We start from the raw sequence: 17,199 nt of genomic DNA, 5'->3' as shown, positions 1-17,199 counted from the left end.
GTGCTAGCCCTGTTCCGCGACGTCCCCGTGCCCGAGAGGAACCACCAACAAGCCATCCTCGCTGAGATCCGCAGCAAAATTGTGCGCATGATGGGCATCAACCAACGCAATCACACCGCGCGCTGACGTGGACCGAGCAGCTGTGGCACCCCGCTCGACGCACAAACGAGCAAGCGCCAAATCAGCAGGGGGGAAATCGAAGGTGTCGCTCAAATCATCTTGGGATTCCATCAGCAGCTCAGAAAACTCACTCAGCCTTCTCGAACGCAGGGCATTGGCTGTCCTCTGAGCGCGCCGGGTTTCGTTTTCCCACAGATTCAACCAGCGCTGGGCTTGTTCAATCGAGGGCAGATCCTCTCGACCAGTCACCTCAATCACGGCCTGCAACCAATCCACAACACGAGTGGAAGCGTCGGGAAGCAACCGCAAAGATTCCACACTGAAAGCGCGCGCAGCTTCATCGATAAACGCATGTCGAGCATAGATCTCGCGGTAAATGCTCGGATCAGTTTCAGTTTGCGCAGCAACAACAAATGCCGACAAACCAGCGGAACGACTCACCGGATGTGGCGCCTGAGTGACCGAACCATCGGCGTAATCAACCACCGAAATCTGTCCAGTTTCACCCCGCAACGCCACGGTGTGCCGCGCACGCAACACTGAAGTCTCACTGAACATGAATGCGGACTGCGAACAAATCTCCGCAATGCGCGCCTTCGTGGGGGCTTCCTCAATATTTTCCCGATACAGCGCCAATGCGAGCGCCACATCCATGGCGGAATTTTCACCCAGCCCCACCCCCTCAGGAATGGTGCTCAACACGGTGATATCCAGGCCTTTTGTGTCACGCGAAAGCATTTGCTTATGGATCATTGTCCACGCAATCCCGCCCAACCGGGCAGCAACGCCGCCCTCCGGCTGAGGCGGCGTAGTCTGCCGCCCCAAAACATCATGGGATTTCATATGGGCGTGTGCGCGAGCTGCAATGTCCGCAGTGCTTAAAGAATGCTTTTCGACGCCTCCCTCCACATCCACAACGCATACGTTAACAACATCGTCGCGGTTCTTATTGACGGCAACCGCAGTCCGCCAATTCGCATTAGCCGCCAGCACCACACCACCGGCGTAATCCGAATGCTCACCAATAAGCGTCCATGTTGCCGGTGCGGTAGCAGCGCCTTTGGGATTGACGTCAAAGAAAGTGCGGTGGAAAGCCACGCAGGCTTCAAGAAGTTCAGTGGGAGACGATCCAACTTGTGCGCCGTGCGGGCCGGTGAGAGTTGGCTGCCAAATGGCCATGTGAGAGAAGCCTCCACAGATAGAAATCACAAATAAATAACAGACCCACTCTAGCCGTTGCGGGTTCTTATTGAGGTCTATAGTGGGGTGCTACACACTACAAACCGTGATTTGTTTCGTGATTGGAGCTGAGCCCACATGGCTAAAGAAGATTTGAAGTGGTTCTACGATCTGGCAACCGGCAAGGTTTTTCAAGGCAAGGTTTCCGGCTTTGAAACCCGCATGGGCCCATATGACACTGAAGAGGAAGCCCATCACGCCATCTCCATTGCGGCAGCCCGAACCAAGGCAGCCGAAATTTGGGACGACAAGGAAGACTAAAAAAAACTGGGGTCACACTTTCAGATGCGACCCCAGTTTTTTATTGCCTGCGTTTACTTACGCTTGTTCTTCTTTGAACGCTTGGCGGTATCTTCAGCCAGCTTTGCATAGGCTTTTTCTACGCTCTTGAACGCATCGGAATAACCAGTCAGGTATTCCCTCGACAGGGTTTGTTCGTGCTGGTAGAGGATTCCGTATGCGAAGGTATCCCGGCCTTGGCGGCGGGCAACCTGAGCTCGGCGCAACAGCTCATTACGGGAAGTAATGGCATCTTGGTAATCGCCAAGAACTGACTGCAAACCACTGCACGCCTTGTACAGTTTCTTCGTCTCAACGGTGGTTGCTTTGCCCACTGCCTCTGCACTGTAGCGAAGCTTCTTGGCAGCCTTGCGCAGGTTGTGGAAGTTTTCTTCCCGCTCCAGCATCGGAATGCTGAGATCATCCCACTGTGAGCGAGCCTTCTTTTCCAGCTTGACGAGCTTCACGTGCGCCTTATCAAGGTGCTCTAGAAGTACGAGAGCAGCATCAACCTTCTTCGGTTCCTTCGGCTCCTCCACCGGCGCTTGGGAACCAGGGGAGTACTCCTCATCGAGAGCGTCCAGATCTGCAGATTCAGGCGCGTCTGCTGATTCTTCCTGCTCAGTAGCTTCTTCGACAGACTCAGCTTCTGCGTCTGCTTCTTCGGTTGCTTCAGAGACGTCAGTGGACTCGGTAGTCTCAGCGGACTCAGGGGCTTCGGTAGCTTCGGGTTCTTCGACTTCTGTGATCAGCGGTGGATCAACAAGGAGGTTTTCCAGTGCCTGAAGAAGATCAGTGTAGCGATCATTATCCAGCGCACGAACTACTCGCTCATGCTCACGACGGTATTCTGCACCAAGATCTTCAAGCAGTTCCTTCTTAGTCTCCTCCTCGATGGAGTCGCCAACCTCAGTGTTAATCAGGTTGCTGAGGCGCTCTTCCACAACTTCAGCATCGCGTGCGCGACCCAAGATGTTGGCGAGAACCTTCAGTTCCTTTTCCAGGTTGAGGTAGTCTTCGCCGCCGAGGATGCCCTCAAAGGTTTGGAGGTGGCTGCGTAGTTCTCGGGTAGCTACGCGCATCTGGTGGACTGAATCATATTCATCGGCGCGTACTCGAGGATCGTATTCGGCGATCTTTGAGGCGTTGGCTGCGATTGCTGCAAGAACACCACGTGCTGGGTCATTCTTGTCCAGCTGCGCCATCTGTGGAGGCTTTGGCGCGTGGTTGACTGATTCGTCCAGCGCCGAAACAAGTTTGGATGGGCTGTTGGAGACAAAAGCTCCAGCTGCGGTCAGGACTGACTGTGCAGATTGCAGCAGTACTGAGATGGCTTCTTCGGCGAGGGTGCCATCAGCGAGTTCGAATTCCCACTCACGCCACTGCTTGCGCACGCCACCTGGAAGGTGGGACACGGTGGATACATGATCGTCGCAGAATTCTGCGATGACTGCGCCGTCCTCATCCGCGAGGTAAGACATGTGGCGTTCATTATCCACCTGGGCGATAGGGGTCAGCTCACGGCCTTGGATCAGCGCTCGGATGTGTCCCAAGAGCTCACGTGGAGGGAGGGTTTCTGTTGCGCCTTCGCCATCAAGTGGGGCTTGGACTTCACGGCGACCGATGGTTCCGGGGAACTTAATGTGCCAGCCGGCATCGTTTCCACCGGTGCGGCGACGGAGGGTAATTTTTGCGCGGGTGAGGCGCAAATCTACGGTGTCAAAGTAAACAGCGCTTAGTTGGTGGATTTCGGTGCGATCAATGTGGTCGACTTCTGCGATAGCCTCAAGTTGTGGAATCTGAGTTGATTCACTGACGGAAAACTTAGTTTCCACTTCTAGATGCTGGCCCATTGTTGTATCCATCCTTTAAAGACTTATGTGATTGTGAAGCGTGATTAAAAAGTAGGTGAAACAGGTTCCCCGTTTTCATAGGGAACCTGTGTTGTCTTTGCCCACCTCATGTTACGCGGGAAATGGGGCTTTCACCCGCTCTAGAACATGAATGTTGAGTCTTCCAAGCTGGCAGATTCCCCGCCAAGGTGGGATTCATTGGCAGCATTAAATCCGTCAATAATGCCTCGTCGGTTGGTCGATTTGAAGGTCATTGTCCGCATATTCGGGAAGGTTTCCTTCAGTGCTTCCTTTGACCTCACACTTCTGTTCTCTAGGACAGGAACGATGGCGCTGTGAGCTAGTGGTGCCTGACCAGCTAGTTCGTTGAATGCATCCTCTTTTGCTGAGATGAGAAGTCTAGAGATTTGGCTGGCGTAGGAGATCATAAAACTACGGCGATATGAGCTTGTTTCGCCATTTAATTGGGCAATTCGGGCACCTGCTGACGTTTTCATGAAGTGGGCACGTTGTCGATTAAGACTGTTGAACAGATCAATAATGTGGGCTACGTCATCTTGCTCGCCGAAGAGGGTGCAGATGCCAGATTTGGTGATCAGCAGCGCTTCGCTGGAATGCACCCGAGCAATGGCATTGAGCAGTTTGTATTGGTGTCGGATCCATGGAGCTTCCAGATACACCCGAGATGCACGAATCGTAGAAGATCGAGCTTGGACATCTTGGTCATAGGAATTAATCAGCAGTGATTCAATCCGGTACTGCTGTCGAAGTGTCTCTGCTTTAAGGATCAATGCTTCGGCTTCTTCTTCGAAGTTGGTGGACTCTGCCTTTTTCAAAAGTGCGGTGATACGATGATGCGCTTTGGCCTGTGCCGGGGTCATTGGGCTGGTGTCTTGATTGTCTAAGGCGTGGAGCTCTGCGAGCATTGCCCAGTCAGGCAAGGTACTTAGCTTCGGTAGCTCGGTGAGAATCTTCTCCAGGGTCATCACCGGCAAGTGGCTAGTTTCGGCGGCACGCGTTCCGTTCACCCACAGTGTGTACATCTCATCGGAGCAGGAGTAAGCAATCTCAGGTAGCGCGTGAAACAGGAGTGGATCAATATCGGCGGAAAACTCATGGCGGAGATCGGCGGGAGTCCACCCACGAAGCGCACAGAAACCTAGGTGGCTGATGATGCTTTCTTCTAAAATCTGACGGTAAGAGTCTTGTGCGTCGGTGACGTTGTCGGAGAAGTGGGAGAGAGTCATTGCGGTTTCCTTATTCGTAGGAGTGTTCTAATTTCGGTGCGGTTCTCAGTGAACCACCCAAGCTGGACACCTCCCACCCCCGTGTCATCAAAAAACCGCGACATCCTTGAGTAACTCTGAGAAAAACTACCCCCGATGGGAGTATAAAAGTGGCAAATGCGCAGTCGATGTCCCATCGCTGCGTAGATTAGTTTTCATGAACAGCGAACAGGAATTTGTACTCAGCGCCATTGAAGAACGCGACATTAAGTTTGTGCGTCTATGGTTCACTGACATTCTTGGCCACTTGAAGTCAGTGGTTGTGGCTCCTGCAGAACTAGAGTCTGCGTTGGAAGAAGGCATCGGATTCGATGGCTCAGCCATTGAGGGCTACGCGCGTATCTCGGAAGCGGACACCATTGCCCGCCCAGATCCATCGACATTCCAGGTCCTCCCACTAGAAGCGGGCATCTCAAAACTGCAGGCAGCACGCCTGTTTTGCGATGTCACGATGCCAGACGGACAGCCATCTTTTTCTGACCCGCGCCAAGTGCTGCGCAGGCAGGTCCAACTAGCTGCAGATGAAGGCTTGACCTGCATGATCTCACCAGAGATTGAGTTCTATTTGGTGCAAAGCCTTCGCACCAACGGACTGCCACCTGTGCCCACTGACAACGGCGGATATTTCGACCAAGCCACATTCAATGAGGCGCCGAATTTCCGTCGAAACGCGATGGTAGCGCTGGAGGAACTCGGCATCCCTGTCGAGTTCTCCCACCATGAAACTGCACCTGGCCAGCAAGAAATCGATTTACGCCATGCGGATGCGCTCACCATGGCCGACAACATCATGACCTTCCGCTACATCATGAAACAGGTGGCAAGGGACCAAGGCGTCGGGGCATCATTTATGCCCAAGCCATTCCAAGAACATGCAGGCTCCGCCATGCACACGCACATGTCCTTATTTGAGGGCGATACCAACGCGTTCCACGATCCAGACGATTCTTACATGCTGTCCAAAACCGCAAAACAGTTCATCGCTGGAATCTTGCATCACGCTCCAGAATTCACCGCTGTGACCAACCAGTGGGTCAATTCCTACAAACGCATCGTGTACGGAAACGAAGCTCCAACTGCGGCAACCTGGGGTGTATCTAATCGTTCTGCGCTGGTTCGTGTTCCTACCTACCGTTTGAATAAGGAGGAGTCGCGCCGGGTGGAGGTGCGTCTTCCTGATACCGCTTGTAACCCATATTTGGCGTTTTCAGTGATGCTCGGCGCTGGTTTGAAAGGCATTAAAGAAGGTTATGAGCTCGACGAGCCAGCTGAGGACGATATCTCCAACTTGAGCTTCCGGGAACGTCGCGCCATGGGCTACAACGATCTGCCAAGCAGCCTTGATCAGGCACTGCGCCAAATGGAAAAGTCAGAGCTTGTTGCTGACATCCTCGGTGAGCACGTTTTTGAGTTTTTCTTGCGCAATAAGTGGCGTGAATGGCGTGACTACCAAGAGCAGATCACTCCGTGGGAGCTCCGAAACAATCTTGATTACTAGACTTTTGCACTCCAATGGAAACCCTACGGCGACCCAATTGCGACCCGATGAAGGAGGGGAGAAGCTATGTCAGGACCGTTAAGAAGTGAACGTAAAGTCGTTGGCTTTGTCAGAGACCCACTGCCAAAAGTTGGTTCTTTATCGCTGAAATCTGAGCATGCCCAAGCAGATCTAGAGCATTTGGGTTGGCGCAATGTTGAGTCTTTGGATTTGTTGTGGGGCTTGTCAGGTGCAGGCGATCCCGATGTCGCGCTGAACCTTCTTATTCGGCTGTATCAGGCACTTGAAGCAATCGGCGAGGATGCTCGAAACGAGCTTGATCAAGAGATTCGCCAGGATGAAAAACTACGAGTCCGCCTTTTTGCATTGTTGGGTGGTTCCTCGGCTGTCGGTGATCACTTGGTCGCCAATCCTTTGCAGTGGAAACTCTTAAAACTTGATGCGCCATCGAGGGAAGAGATGTTTCAGGCGCTGCTGGAATCTGTGAAAGCTCAGCCTGCTGTGCTTGAGGTTGAGGATTTCAGCGATGCACACAACATTGCCCGAGACGATTTGAGCACGCCTGGTTTTTACACGGCTAGTGTTACCGGGCCTGAAGCAGAGCGAGTCTTGAAATGGACTTATCGCACGTTGCTGACCCGGATTGCTGCGCATGATTTAGCGGGTACCTATCCCACCGACATGCGGAGAAAAGGTGGCGATCCTGTTCCGTTTAGCACAGTGACCATGCAGCTCAGCGACCTAGCTGATGCTGCTTTGACTGCTGCTTTAGCTGTGGCAATTGCCAATGTTTATGGTGAAAAGCCGGTTGATTCAGCTTTATCTGTCATCGCGATGGGCAAATGTGGCGCGCAGGAATTGAACTACATTTCAGATGTGGACGTGGTGTTTGTTGCAGAGCCGGCAAACTCTAAATCAACACGCACCGCAGCAGAGCTCATTCGCATCGGTAGCAACTCGTTCTTTGAGGTGGATGCAGCACTTCGCCCAGAAGGTAAAAGTGGCGCTCTTGTGCGCTCTTTGGATTCCCATATGGCGTATTACAAGCGCTGGGCGGAAACCTGGGAGTTTCAGGCACTGCTGAAAGCTCGTCCCATGACGGGTGATATTAACCTTGGGCAGTCCTATGTGGATGCTCTTTCACCGTTGATTTGGACGGCTAGCCAGCGGGAATCATTTGTCACAGATGTCCAAGCTATGCGCCGTCGAGTGTTGGACAATGTTCCGGAAGACTTGCGTGATCGTGAGCTGAAGCTTGGTCGCGGTGGTTTGAGGGATGTGGAGTTTGCTGTCCAGCTCCTTCAGATGGTGCATGGTCGCATTGATGAGACGTTGCGGGTTCGGTCAACGGTAAATGCTTTGCATGTGTTGGTTGATCAGGGATATGTGGGTCGTGAAGACGGGCATAATCTCATTGAGTCGTATGAGTTTTTGCGTCTGTTGGAGCATCGCCTTCAATTGGAGCGGATCAAGCGCACTCACTTGTTACCGAAACCTGATGACCGAATGAATATGCGCTGGTTGGCGCGCGCTTCTGGGTTTACTGGTTCGATGGAGCAAAGTTCGGCCAAAGCTATGGAACGGCATTTGCGTAAGGTTCGTTTGCAGATTCAGTCGTTGCATAGTCAGCTGTTTTATCGGCCACTGCTGAACTCTGTGGTCAACTTGAGCGCGGATGCCATCAGGTTGTCTCCGGATGCTGCAAAGCTACAATTGGCGGCATTGGGATACCTGCATCCATCACGTGCTTATGAACACCTGACTGCTCTTGCATCAGGAGCTAGCCGTAAAGCCAAGATTCAGGCGATGTTGCTGCCCACGTTGATGGAGTGGCTGTCTCAAACAGCTGAACCAGATGCGGGATTGCTGAATTACCGCAAGCTTTCTGATGCTTCCTATGATCGCAGCTGGTTTTTGCGCATGCTGCGTGATGAGGGCGTAGTGGGGCAGCGGTTGATGCGTATTTTGGGAAATTCTCCCTATATTTCTGAACTGATTATCTCCACTCCGGACTTTATGAAACAGCTGGGTGATGCGGCGTCTGGTCCTAAATTGCTTGCTACTGCACCGACTCAGGTTGTGAAAGCAATCAAGGCAACGGTGTCGCGTCATGAGTCACCTGATCGGGCGATCCAGGCTGCACGATCGCTGAGGAGGCAGGAGCTGGCACGCATTGCCTCTGCTGATTTGCTCAACATGCTCACTGTTCAGGAAGTATGCCAAAGCTTGTCACTAGTCTGGGATGCGGTGTTGGATGCTGCCTTGGATGCGGAAATCCGTGCTGCACTTAACGATCCACAGAAACCAGATCAGCCTCTGGCCAATATTTCTGTGATCGGCATGGGCCGTTTGGGTGGAGCAGAACTTGGATACGGTTCTGATGCCGATGTGATGTTTGTATGCGAGCCGGTAGCCGGTGTGGAAGAGCATGAGGCCGTCACATGGTCTATTGCTATCTGTGATTCCATGCGGTCGAGGCTTGCGCAGCCTTCCGGTGATCCACCTTTGGAGGTGGATCTGGGGCTGCGTCCTGAAGGGAGATCTGGTGCGATTGTGCGCACCGTTGATTCCTATGTGAAGTACTACGAAAAGTGGGGTGAAACTTGGGAGATTCAGGCGCTGCTGAGGGCTGCGTGGGTTGCTGGTGATCGTGAGCTGGGTATTAAGTTCTTGGAGTCGATTGATCGTTTCCGCTACCCAGTTGACGGGGCAACGCAGGCGCAGCTTCGTGAAGTTCGTCGAATTAAGGCGAGGGTGGATAATGAGAGGCTTCCGCGCGGGGCTGATCGAAATACCCATACCAAGCTGGGTCGGGGAGCGTTAACTGACATCGAGTGGACTGTGCAGTTGTTGACCATGATGCATGCTCATGAGATTCCGGAGCTGCACAATACGTCGACGTTGGAAGTTCTTGAAGTGCTGGAAAAGCATCAGATTATTAACCCTGTGCAGGTGCAGACGCTTCGGGAAGCGTGGCTGACGGCAACGGCTGCTAGGAATGCGCTTGTGCTGGTCAGGGGTAAGAGATTAGATCAGTTACCTACTCCTGGTCCGCACCTTGCGCAGGTGGCTGGTGCGTCTGGTTGGGATCCAAATGAGTACCAGGAGTATTTGGAAAACTATCTGAAAGTGACCAGGAAGAGTCGTCAGGTTGTTGATGAAGTCTTCTGGGGTGTGGACTCTATGGAGCAACGTGAGTTTTAGGTAGGTGGTGGGAGCCCCAAAGTTGCGGAAAATTGTTCCAACTAAGGGACTATATGTAGGTGTGGGTAACCTAAGTTAATCTTTTGTGAGCGTGAGGATTTCTCTGAGGAATCTAGACGCAGATTAACTTCCGCTTGGCAGCGACCGGGATAACACCGCGGTTGCGGCCACGCAGGCTCACAAAGGACACCACTATGACAAGCATTATTGCAAGCAACAGCGACCTATCGGAGGCGCTGCGCACCCACACTGCGCAGGCCCATGAAGAGGCCGAGCACTCAACGTTTATGAATGATCTGCTCACCGGGAAGCTCGATGCGCAGGCATTTATCAAGTTGCAGGAGCAATCATGGTTGTTCTACACCGCTTTGGAAGCTGCAGCTCGTGCATGTGCAGAGGATTCCCGTGCGGCTGGTCTGCTGGACCCACGCCTCGAGCGCAAGGAAACGTTGGAAGCTGATCTGGATAAGCTGCACGAAAACACCACCTGGCGTGACAACGTCACGGCCACTGCAGCGACAGCGTCTTATGTGGAACGTCTTGAAAGCATCGAAGCGGCCAAGGATTTCCCTCGTTTGGTTGCTCATCACTATGTCCGCTACCTGGGTGATTTGTCCGGTGGGCAGGTTATTGCACGTCTGGTGAACAGGGAATATGGAGTTTCGGAAGAGGCGTTGAGCTTCTACTGCTTTGAAGATCTTGGCAAGCTCAAACCGTACAAGGATAATTACCGTGCAGAGCTTGATGCTTTGGAATTAACAGCAGAGGAGCGTGCTGCGTTGCTGGATGAAGCATCTGATGCGTTCAGGTTTAATCAGCAAGTTTTTCAGGCTCTTGCTTAACCGAAGGTGAAGTCTTGGCGAAGAGTCGGGGAGTTCCCTGATCTTTGCCCCTAAGTGGTTTACGGGCTGGAAAATGGTACGTAGTCTCGGGTGTAAAGCACACTTCGGTACTCGACAGGAAGTTAGGAATTCCACCATGGCAATCAAGCTGTCCATTGACCTATCAGATGCAACATTCGCAGAACTTTCGGCAGTCATCGGTTACGCACATCAGTTGGGTGTTGATGCGGATGAGAAGCTCACCTTTGAAGGTACAGTCCTTAACATTGAATTCGACGGCGACCTTCAGTTTGATGATGTTTTTGATGCCTTTGATGAGGCGGAAATTGAGCTCGACAACCCTCGCGAAGACGGCCCCATCTACGCAGATGATCTGATCGATGAGGATGAGGACTACCGCGCACAGACCAAGAGCCAGATCAACGACGAGGTTATCAACGAGATCCGCGATGGTATTTCAAGCTTCGTTGATGGCATCGTAAATGGCCTTGGCCAGGGTCGCCGCGGTGGACGTTACGGTGATTTCGGTGGGCCACGCGGCCCTCGCGGTCCACGCAATGACGGTCCATTCGGCCCATTTGGACCATTCGGTCCGGGATACCGCGGTCCGCGTTTCTAGCGGTTACGGTCGGGTTTTAGCGTCGAAAAGCAATATTTTTTCGACGCTGCAGCAGGAGGCAGACTGCAAGCCCGATCATGCCTGCCAGCCACACCGCGCCCAGACCAAGCCACGCCACCTGGAAATTCGACCAGGTGTAGGCGTGGCCGTCGGCGTTCCAGTCGAGTAAAAATCCGATGATTTGTGTGGCCAGCATCGCGCAAATGTAGGCGCTCATGTTGGCCATGCCGGTGCCGGCGACCATGACGCGGCGGTCGAGTTTTTCGCAGATCGTATCGAAACCGAAGTTCGCCACGGGGGAGCTAAAGGAAATCGCGAACATGATGGCGCTGACAAAAACCAGCGGATTGGACAGGCGATCAGCGAATAAAAAGAGCACGATCCACAACGCCGCCTGAATCATCGGCGTGACAAACCCAATCATCCCGCGCCTGGCCCCCTAGCCGCGACGACACGATGCCGGAAAGCGACCGGTGATCACGGTTGCGACGGCGAAAATCGTTAGAACCGTGCCCACTTCGCCGCTGCTTATGTCCAGCCCCAGCGTCAGCGTCGGCGTGCCCCACAGTAGCAAAAATACCATCACAGGTCCCATGCTCACCCAGTGATTAAACACGCCCTGCCAGCAATAAAGGCTGGTCAGCACGGATTTAAGCCTAAAAGCGATGCTTATCGACGCCTCCCCACGCCTCACAGGCTCACTGCTTGCAGGAGCGTCGCGCACCAAGATGGCCGCCGCGATCGCCACGATGATGCCTACCGCGCCAAGGGATGCGAAAGGAATTGTCCACCCTAAGGTGTTGAGTATGTGCAAAAACGGCACCGCGGAGAAAACTGCCCCACAAAGCCAAAAGCGCCCGTGAGCTGCTGCAACACAGGTGTCCAAGACATCGGGAACCAGTTGGGCAACAGTCGCATCACGGACAAAAATGCAGAAGAATCGCCAACACTGATGAGCACTCGGGCAAAAATGGCGATCATATAAGAATCAGTGAAACCCAAAATGAGCTGGCCAGCTGCCAAAATTAAAGCGCCAGCCAGCAAGAGTTTCCGGGCGTCGAACCTGTCCACCAGCATGCCCATGGGAATCTGCGCGAGAACATAGACTCCAACCTGAACAGAAGTGAACACGGCCAACCGGGAGGCGTCGATATCAAAGCGATCGATCGCATGCACTCCGGCGACACCAAATGATGTTCGACCAGCAATGGCCACGATGTACACGCACATTGCCGTCAACCAGACAACTAGTGCCTTGGCAGAGACCTTGCCCCTTTCAACGCCCACAGGTTTTACCCGATCTTTAAAAGTCCTTGGTAGACCTAATCTGGGCGAGTAATCTGCGGCCCGGTCCACCCTTGAGTCGGGCTACAACAAATCCCGTGACTCCGACGGCCCATGTGACAAGAATCGCAAGGAAACCAAAACGGAAGTCCACCCAAGTATAGGTGCTACCATGCGCGCTGTGATCAAGAAGGAACCCCATAACCTGCGCTGCAACCATCGATGACAAGAATCCACCCATGTTTGCCAGTCCCGTGCCCGCAGCCAAAATCTTGCGATCTAGGCGCTCACGAATGGTGTCAAAGCCATAACCAGAAGCCGCAGTAGTCAGACCCATGACGATGTTGACCAAGATGATAGCCATCAAACCACGAGGTGCATCGGAGGCCAAGAACACCAGCCATACTGCGGATTGAACAAACGACAGCGCAATGGCGACCACGTCACGGCGATACCCAAGGCGTGCGGAAATTATTCCGATGATTGGCGCCGATACCACCATGCACAGCGTGTTGATGCTCAACACCAAACCAGCCGTCGTTGCAGACAGTCCCATGCCCAAAGTCATCAGCGGGACGCCCCACATCATGGAGAACACGGTCTGCCACACCATCAATACGTAGTGAATGAAGAAACCCTGCCACGTAATCGGATTGCGGACAATCAACTTCAAACTCGCGCGCAGGCTTGGTTTATCTGCTTCCTGAGCTGATTCGACAGGTTTTGGCTGAGGATCTGGAGTATCCCGAACGGCCACCAGCGCTGCGATCGCAATGAGTGCCACCACGGAACCAAGGCTGACAAACGCCACAGGCCAACCCTGCGCACCCAACAACGCCATGAAAGGCACCGCAGAAAAGAACTGGCCCAACTGGCCAAGGCAGGTAGTTAACTGCGTGAAAATAGGGGTGTGCTTCAGTGGGAACCAAAACGGCAGGATGCGCATAACCGAAAGGAAGATCGATGCATCGCCGGCGCCGATAAACACGCGGGCAATAATCGCGATGGAATAGCTATCCGTAAAGCCCAAAATGAGCTGGCCGATACCCATCACCAAAGCACCAATGGCAAGGAGCTTCCGAGGACCAAACTTATCGATCAAAATGCCCATCGGAATCTGAGCAAACGCGTACACACCAACCTGAACAGAAGTGAATACTGCAATGCGTGTGGCGTCTACCTGAAAACGATCAATGGCCTCCACTCCAGCCACACCAAAGCTGGTGCGGCTGGTAATGGCTGCCATATACACAAGACAGGCTGCTGCCCAAACTATGAGGGCGCGGGTAGTTACTTTCTCTCTGGGATGCGGTCTTGGCGAAGGCCGTTGATCATTGTTCTTCACAGAGGATCAGGGTAGCCCTCTTACAGGAAAATATGGGACTTTGATTCCCAATCCATGGCTAAGTGTGATCATTTAGATAATTGTTCGATCGACCGAATGAAATCACCCGTTATGGAGACCTACTGGAATTGAGCCCAGAAACCGTCGATGTGTGCCTCAACGTAGGGGTAAAGCCACGGCCCGAGCAGCACCAGCCCGACCGCGAGCACCGAACAACCAATGAGAACATACAGGTTCCACTTGGACACCGGCGCTGGATTAAGGATTTCAACTGCGGTGAGATTCTTCTTGTTGTTGTCCTCGAGTTTCGAGAAGCTGGGGTAATCGGGAGCTGTCATCTTTAAAGCACATCCTAAAACCGACAATTGAAAGTGATCAGCAACACTTTAGGGTATCGCGTGGGCGAAGTCACCTTTTTCAACATATTTGAGACGGTGTGGGGGAGTATTGTGTCACCCCTTGGGATAGGGTTATATCCGTGGACTACATTTCGACGCGTGATGCCAGCCGTACCCCTGCCCGCTTCAGTGATATTTTGCTGGGCGGTCTAGCACCAGACGGCGGCCTGTACCTGCCTGCAACCTACCCTCAACTAGATGATGCCCAGCTGAGTAAATGGCGTGAGGTATTAGCCAACGAAGGATACGCAGCTTTGGCTGCTGAAGTTATCTCCCTGTTTGTTGATGACATCCCAGTAGAAGACATCAAGGCGATCACCGCACGCGCCTACACCTACCCGAAGTTCAACAGCGAAGACATCGTTCCTGTCACCGAACTCGAGGACAACATTTACCTGGGCCACCTTTCCGAAGGCCCAACCGCTGCATTCAAAGACATGGCCATGCAGCTGCTCGGCGAACTTTTCGAATACGAGCTTCGCCGCCGCAACGAAACCATCAACATCCTGGGCGCTACCTCTGGCGATACCGGCTCCTCTGCGGAATACGCCATGCGCGGCCGCGAGGGAATCCGCGTATTCATGCTGACCCCAGCTGGCCGCATGACCCCATTCCAGCAAGCACAGATGTTTGGCCTTGACGATCCAAACATCTTCAACATCGCCCTCGACGGCGTTTTCGACGATTGCCAAGACGTAGTCAAGGCTGTCTCCGCCGACGCAGAATTCAAAAAAGACAACCGCATCGGTGCCGTGAACTCCATCAACTGGGCACGCCTTATGGCACAGGTTGTGTACTACGTTTCCTCATGGATCCGCACCACAACCAGCAATGACCAAAAGGTCAGCTTCTCCGTACCAACCGGCAACTTCGGTGACATTTGCGCAGGCCACATCGCCCGCCAAATGGGACTTCCCATCGATCGCCTCATCGTGGCCACCAACGAAAACGATGTGCTCGACGAGTTCTTCCGTACCGGCGACTACCGAGTCCGCAGCTCCGCAGACACCCACGAGACCTCCTCACCTTCGATGGATATCTCCCGCGCCTCCAACTTCGAGCGTTTCATCTTCGACCTGCTCGGCCGCGACGCCACCCGCGTCAACGATCTATTTGGTACCCAGGTTCGCCAAGGCGGATTCTCACTGGCTGATGACGCCAACTTTGAGAAGGCTGCAGCAGAATACGGTTTCGCCTCCGGACGATCCACCCATGCTGACCGTGTGGCAACCATCGCTGACGTGCATTCCCGCCTCGACGTACTAATCGATCCCCACACCGCCGACGGCGTTCACGTGGCACGCCAGTGGAGGGACGAGGTCAACACCCCAATCATCGTCCTAGAAACTGCACTCCCAGTGAAATTTGCCGACACCATCGTCGAAGCAATTGGTGAAGCACCTCAAACTCCAGAGCGTTTCGCCGCGATCATGGATGCTCCATTCAAGGTTTCCGACCTACCAAACGACACCGATGCAGTTAAGCAGTACATAGTCGATGCGATTGCAAACACTTCCGTGAAGTAACTTGCTTTACGCCAAGGCCTGATTCCTCTCTTTATGGGATGGAACCAGGCCTTTCGCATTGAGTGGCGTTTTAAGGCCTCCAATTCTTAGAACGGGTGTTTGACATGGAGGGGTCACAGTCAAGCCGTTAGAAGCGATTCTGGGAGGGCAAGTTTTTCGGAGTTGGAGGTCGAATTTCCGCTGAACTGATGGGAACCAGACAGGCGTGACAAGATTGGCTAAAAACCTGAAGTTTTGTCACGCCTGTCTGGTTTCCCTCTTGTCGGTGCGAGCGAGTCCCTTGAACGACACAGATCGCGCCAAATGGAAGTGTCTGCGACCCCAGAATATTTGATTCCCCGGTCCGAGTCGTGCGAAAAATGCTCTGGTTAGTCCTCGATCATCGCAATCGCATCAATTTCCACAGTTGCACCATAAGGAAGCGATGATGCACCCACGAAAGAGCGTGCCGGGCGGCCTTCGAGGAAATGCTCTCGGAATTGCTCGTTGCATTCTTCGCGCAGGCTGATGTCGGTGACAAAGTAAGTGAGTTTCACAACGTCTTTGAGTTCACCACCAGCGGTGGCGAGGCGTTCACGCATGCGTTCAAGTGCTGCATCAACTGCTTCTTTACGACCGACGACTGGTTGGTAGTCCTTGTCTACTGAAAGAGCGCCGGAGACGAAGATGAAATTTCCGACGCGTTTTGCGGGGGAGTATGGGTGATCATTCGACATGTGGCCAACCATAGCTGTTTCCCCGAAGGGAAGTGCCGGAACAGGCATTTTAGAGGTGGGGGAGCACTTCTTCGTAAATCTGGGTCAGTACTTCGCTTGCTGGTCGGCGCTGGATGTTGAAGATGACGTGGTCGATGCCAAGTTCCGAAAGGCGGTGGAGGTGTTCGATGAGTTCCTGGCTGCCTACCTCTACGCCCAGAGTGATTTCTTTGTGGGTGTTTCCTTCGGTGAGGTTGAGCCCCATGGAGGAAATCAACAAGGGGCGGGTGCCACCACGGGCTTTGTCCCAGAGATCGAGGCGTCCGACTTGAGCTTCAGCGGGGCGGTAGTAGGTTGCCCATCCGTCGGCGTTTCGGGCGATCCATTGCACTGTTTGTCGGGCAGAACCTACAGCGATCATGGGGATCTGAGCTTCAGGTGGCGTGGTTGGCGCAAATTCAAGGTCGGCCCGCATCGCAGGATCCGGCGACAAAGCTGCACGCAAAATTGCCCACCCAGACTGAATATCAGCGCGTCGATTGTCTAAGCTTTTGCCAAAAATCTCGAATTCTTCAGGCCTGTCGCCAGAGCCGATGCCTAAAACGAAACGTCCGTGGCTGAGTCGATCAAGGGTGAGCGCGGATTTCGCCACATGTAGCGGATGTCTGAGTGGAAGCACGGTCGCTGCAGTGCCCAGCGCGATTGTAGAGGTCACAGAGGCCATCGCACCGAGCATTAAGAATGGATCATCTAAATACGTAGCCTGTTTATCGGTAACAGTGATTCCTTGAGGAACTGCGAGTGGAACGTCTCGAACCCACATGCCTCTGAATCCTTGAGCTTCTGCTTGTATGGCTAGTTCGATGCTATTTTCGGTTGGAACCATTTCACTGCGCCCTAGTTCAGGGCCGTTTGGTGTCATGAGTCCGAGGGTGATTTGAGGGGCGCGAAGTGCATCGTACGCTTTGTTGAAGGCCATACTCTAACCCTAGATGGTGGTGTCGCAGGGCT

Annotated in this window: 16 protein-coding genes; 6 read left to right on the top strand and 10 right to left on the bottom strand. The window is 53.4% G+C overall.

Annotated features, from left to right (window positions below):
• Positions 1-3 precede the first annotated feature (3 nt).
• The gene (locus tag CGL_RS11065; RefSeq protein WP_003856970.1) at positions 4-1,299 is read right to left on the bottom strand and encodes a galactokinase family protein; all 1,296 of its coding nucleotides are present in this window, start codon (positions 1,297-1,299) and stop codon (positions 4-6) included.
• 138 nt (positions 1,300-1,437) lie between these two features.
• Here CGL_RS11065 and CGL_RS11060 point away from each other — a divergent pair, with 138 nt between their 5' ends.
• The gene (locus CGL_RS11060) at positions 1,438-1,620 is read left to right on the top strand and encodes a hypothetical protein (RefSeq protein ID WP_003856969.1); all 183 of its coding nucleotides are present in this window, start codon (positions 1,438-1,440) and stop codon (positions 1,618-1,620) included.
• A 53-nt stretch (positions 1,621-1,673) separates the two neighbouring features.
• Here the strand turns inward: CGL_RS11060 and CGL_RS11055 are convergent, their stop codons facing one another.
• Both CGL_RS11055 and CGL_RS11050 read right to left on the bottom strand, forming a co-directional pair.
• The gene (locus tag CGL_RS11055; protein ID WP_011265901.1) at positions 1,674-3,491 is read right to left on the bottom strand and encodes a CYTH and CHAD domain-containing protein; all 1,818 of its coding nucleotides are present in this window, start codon (positions 3,489-3,491) and stop codon (positions 1,674-1,676) included.
• Positions 3,492-3,631: 140 nt separating this feature from the next.
• A complete protein-coding gene (locus CGL_RS11050; protein ID WP_011014972.1) occupies positions 3,632-4,738 on the bottom strand; it encodes a DUF2786 domain-containing protein in 1,107 nt (368 codons plus the stop codon).
• A 196-nt stretch (positions 4,739-4,934) separates the two neighbouring features.
• Between CGL_RS11050 and CGL_RS11045 the strand changes: the two genes are divergently transcribed.
• The 4 genes from CGL_RS11045 to CGL_RS11030 all read left to right on the top strand — a co-directional run bounded on the left by CGL_RS11045 (position 4,935) and on the right by CGL_RS11030 (position 10,940).
• Complete coding sequence (locus CGL_RS11045; RefSeq protein WP_003856962.1) at positions 4,935-6,275, top strand: glutamine synthetase family protein; 1,341 nt, start codon at positions 4,935-4,937, stop codon at positions 6,273-6,275.
• 66 nt (positions 6,276-6,341) lie between these two features.
• Positions 6,342-9,479, top strand: coding sequence for a bifunctional [glutamine synthetase] adenylyltransferase/[glutamine synthetase]-adenylyl-L-tyrosine phosphorylase (locus tag CGL_RS11040; RefSeq protein WP_011014971.1), 3,138 nt, complete (start codon positions 6,342-6,344; stop codon positions 9,477-9,479).
• A gap of 194 nt (positions 9,480-9,673) precedes the next feature.
• Complete coding sequence (locus CGL_RS11035) at positions 9,674-10,321, top strand: heme oxygenase (biliverdin-producing) (protein WP_011014970.1); 648 nt, start codon at positions 9,674-9,676, stop codon at positions 10,319-10,321.
• 136 nt (positions 10,322-10,457) lie between these two features.
• The gene (locus CGL_RS11030; RefSeq protein ID WP_003859624.1) at positions 10,458-10,940 is read left to right on the top strand and encodes a hypothetical protein; all 483 of its coding nucleotides are present in this window, start codon (positions 10,458-10,460) and stop codon (positions 10,938-10,940) included.
• Positions 10,941-10,956: 16 nt separating this feature from the next.
• Here CGL_RS11030 and CGL_RS15705 read toward each other — a convergent pair whose 3' ends face one another.
• The 5 genes from CGL_RS15705 to CGL_RS11015 form a co-directional block, all read right to left on the bottom strand.
• A complete protein-coding gene (locus CGL_RS15705; protein ID WP_227747714.1) occupies positions 10,957-11,319 on the bottom strand; it encodes a hypothetical protein in 363 nt (120 codons plus the stop codon).
• 60 nt (positions 11,320-11,379) lie between these two features.
• Positions 11,380-11,763 (bottom strand): hypothetical protein, encoded by a 384-nt coding sequence (locus tag CGL_RS15700; RefSeq protein ID WP_231838274.1) that lies wholly within the window; start codon positions 11,761-11,763, stop codon positions 11,380-11,382.
• On the bottom strand, positions 11,733-12,227 hold the full coding sequence (locus CGL_RS15695) for an MFS transporter (protein WP_011014967.1): 495 nt from the start codon (positions 12,225-12,227) through the stop codon (positions 11,733-11,735). The genes CGL_RS15700 and CGL_RS15695 overlap by 31 nt, the downstream gene beginning before the upstream one ends.
• A gap of 16 nt (positions 12,228-12,243) precedes the next feature.
• Positions 12,244-13,569, bottom strand: coding sequence for an MFS transporter (locus CGL_RS11020; protein WP_011014966.1), 1,326 nt, complete (start codon positions 13,567-13,569; stop codon positions 12,244-12,246).
• A gap of 119 nt (positions 13,570-13,688) precedes the next feature.
• Positions 13,689-13,907: a hypothetical protein gene (locus CGL_RS11015; protein ID WP_011014965.1), complete on the bottom strand. Its 219-nt coding sequence runs from the start codon at positions 13,905-13,907 to the stop codon at positions 13,689-13,691.
• Between the two features lie 140 nt (positions 13,908-14,047).
• On the opposite strand from CGL_RS11015, the gene thrC reads away from it, so the two are divergent.
• Positions 14,048-15,493 carry a threonine synthase gene (gene thrC, locus CGL_RS11010; RefSeq protein WP_011014964.1) on the top strand — a complete coding sequence of 482 codons (1,446 nt, stop codon included), beginning with the start codon at positions 14,048-14,050 and terminating at the stop codon, positions 15,491-15,493.
• 368 nt (positions 15,494-15,861) lie between these two features.
• Here the strand turns inward: thrC and CGL_RS11005 are convergent, their stop codons facing one another.
• Both CGL_RS11005 and CGL_RS11000 read right to left on the bottom strand, forming a co-directional pair.
• On the bottom strand, positions 15,862-16,257 hold the full coding sequence (locus tag CGL_RS11005) for a RidA family protein (protein WP_003859631.1): 396 nt from the start codon (positions 16,255-16,257) through the stop codon (positions 15,862-15,864).
• A 1-nt stretch (position 16,258) separates the two neighbouring features.
• A complete protein-coding gene (locus CGL_RS11000; protein WP_011014963.1) occupies positions 16,259-17,167 on the bottom strand; it encodes an LLM class oxidoreductase in 909 nt (302 codons plus the stop codon).
• Positions 17,168-17,199 lie beyond the last annotated feature (32 nt).

Origin of the sequence: Corynebacterium glutamicum ATCC 13032 (assembly GCF_000011325.1) — a bacterium.
Classification (GTDB): Bacteria; Actinomycetota; Actinomycetes; order Mycobacteriales; family Mycobacteriaceae; genus Corynebacterium; species Corynebacterium glutamicum.
The sequence above is the reverse complement of the archived record's forward strand: the minus strand, read 5'-3'. Positions and strand labels throughout refer to the sequence as shown.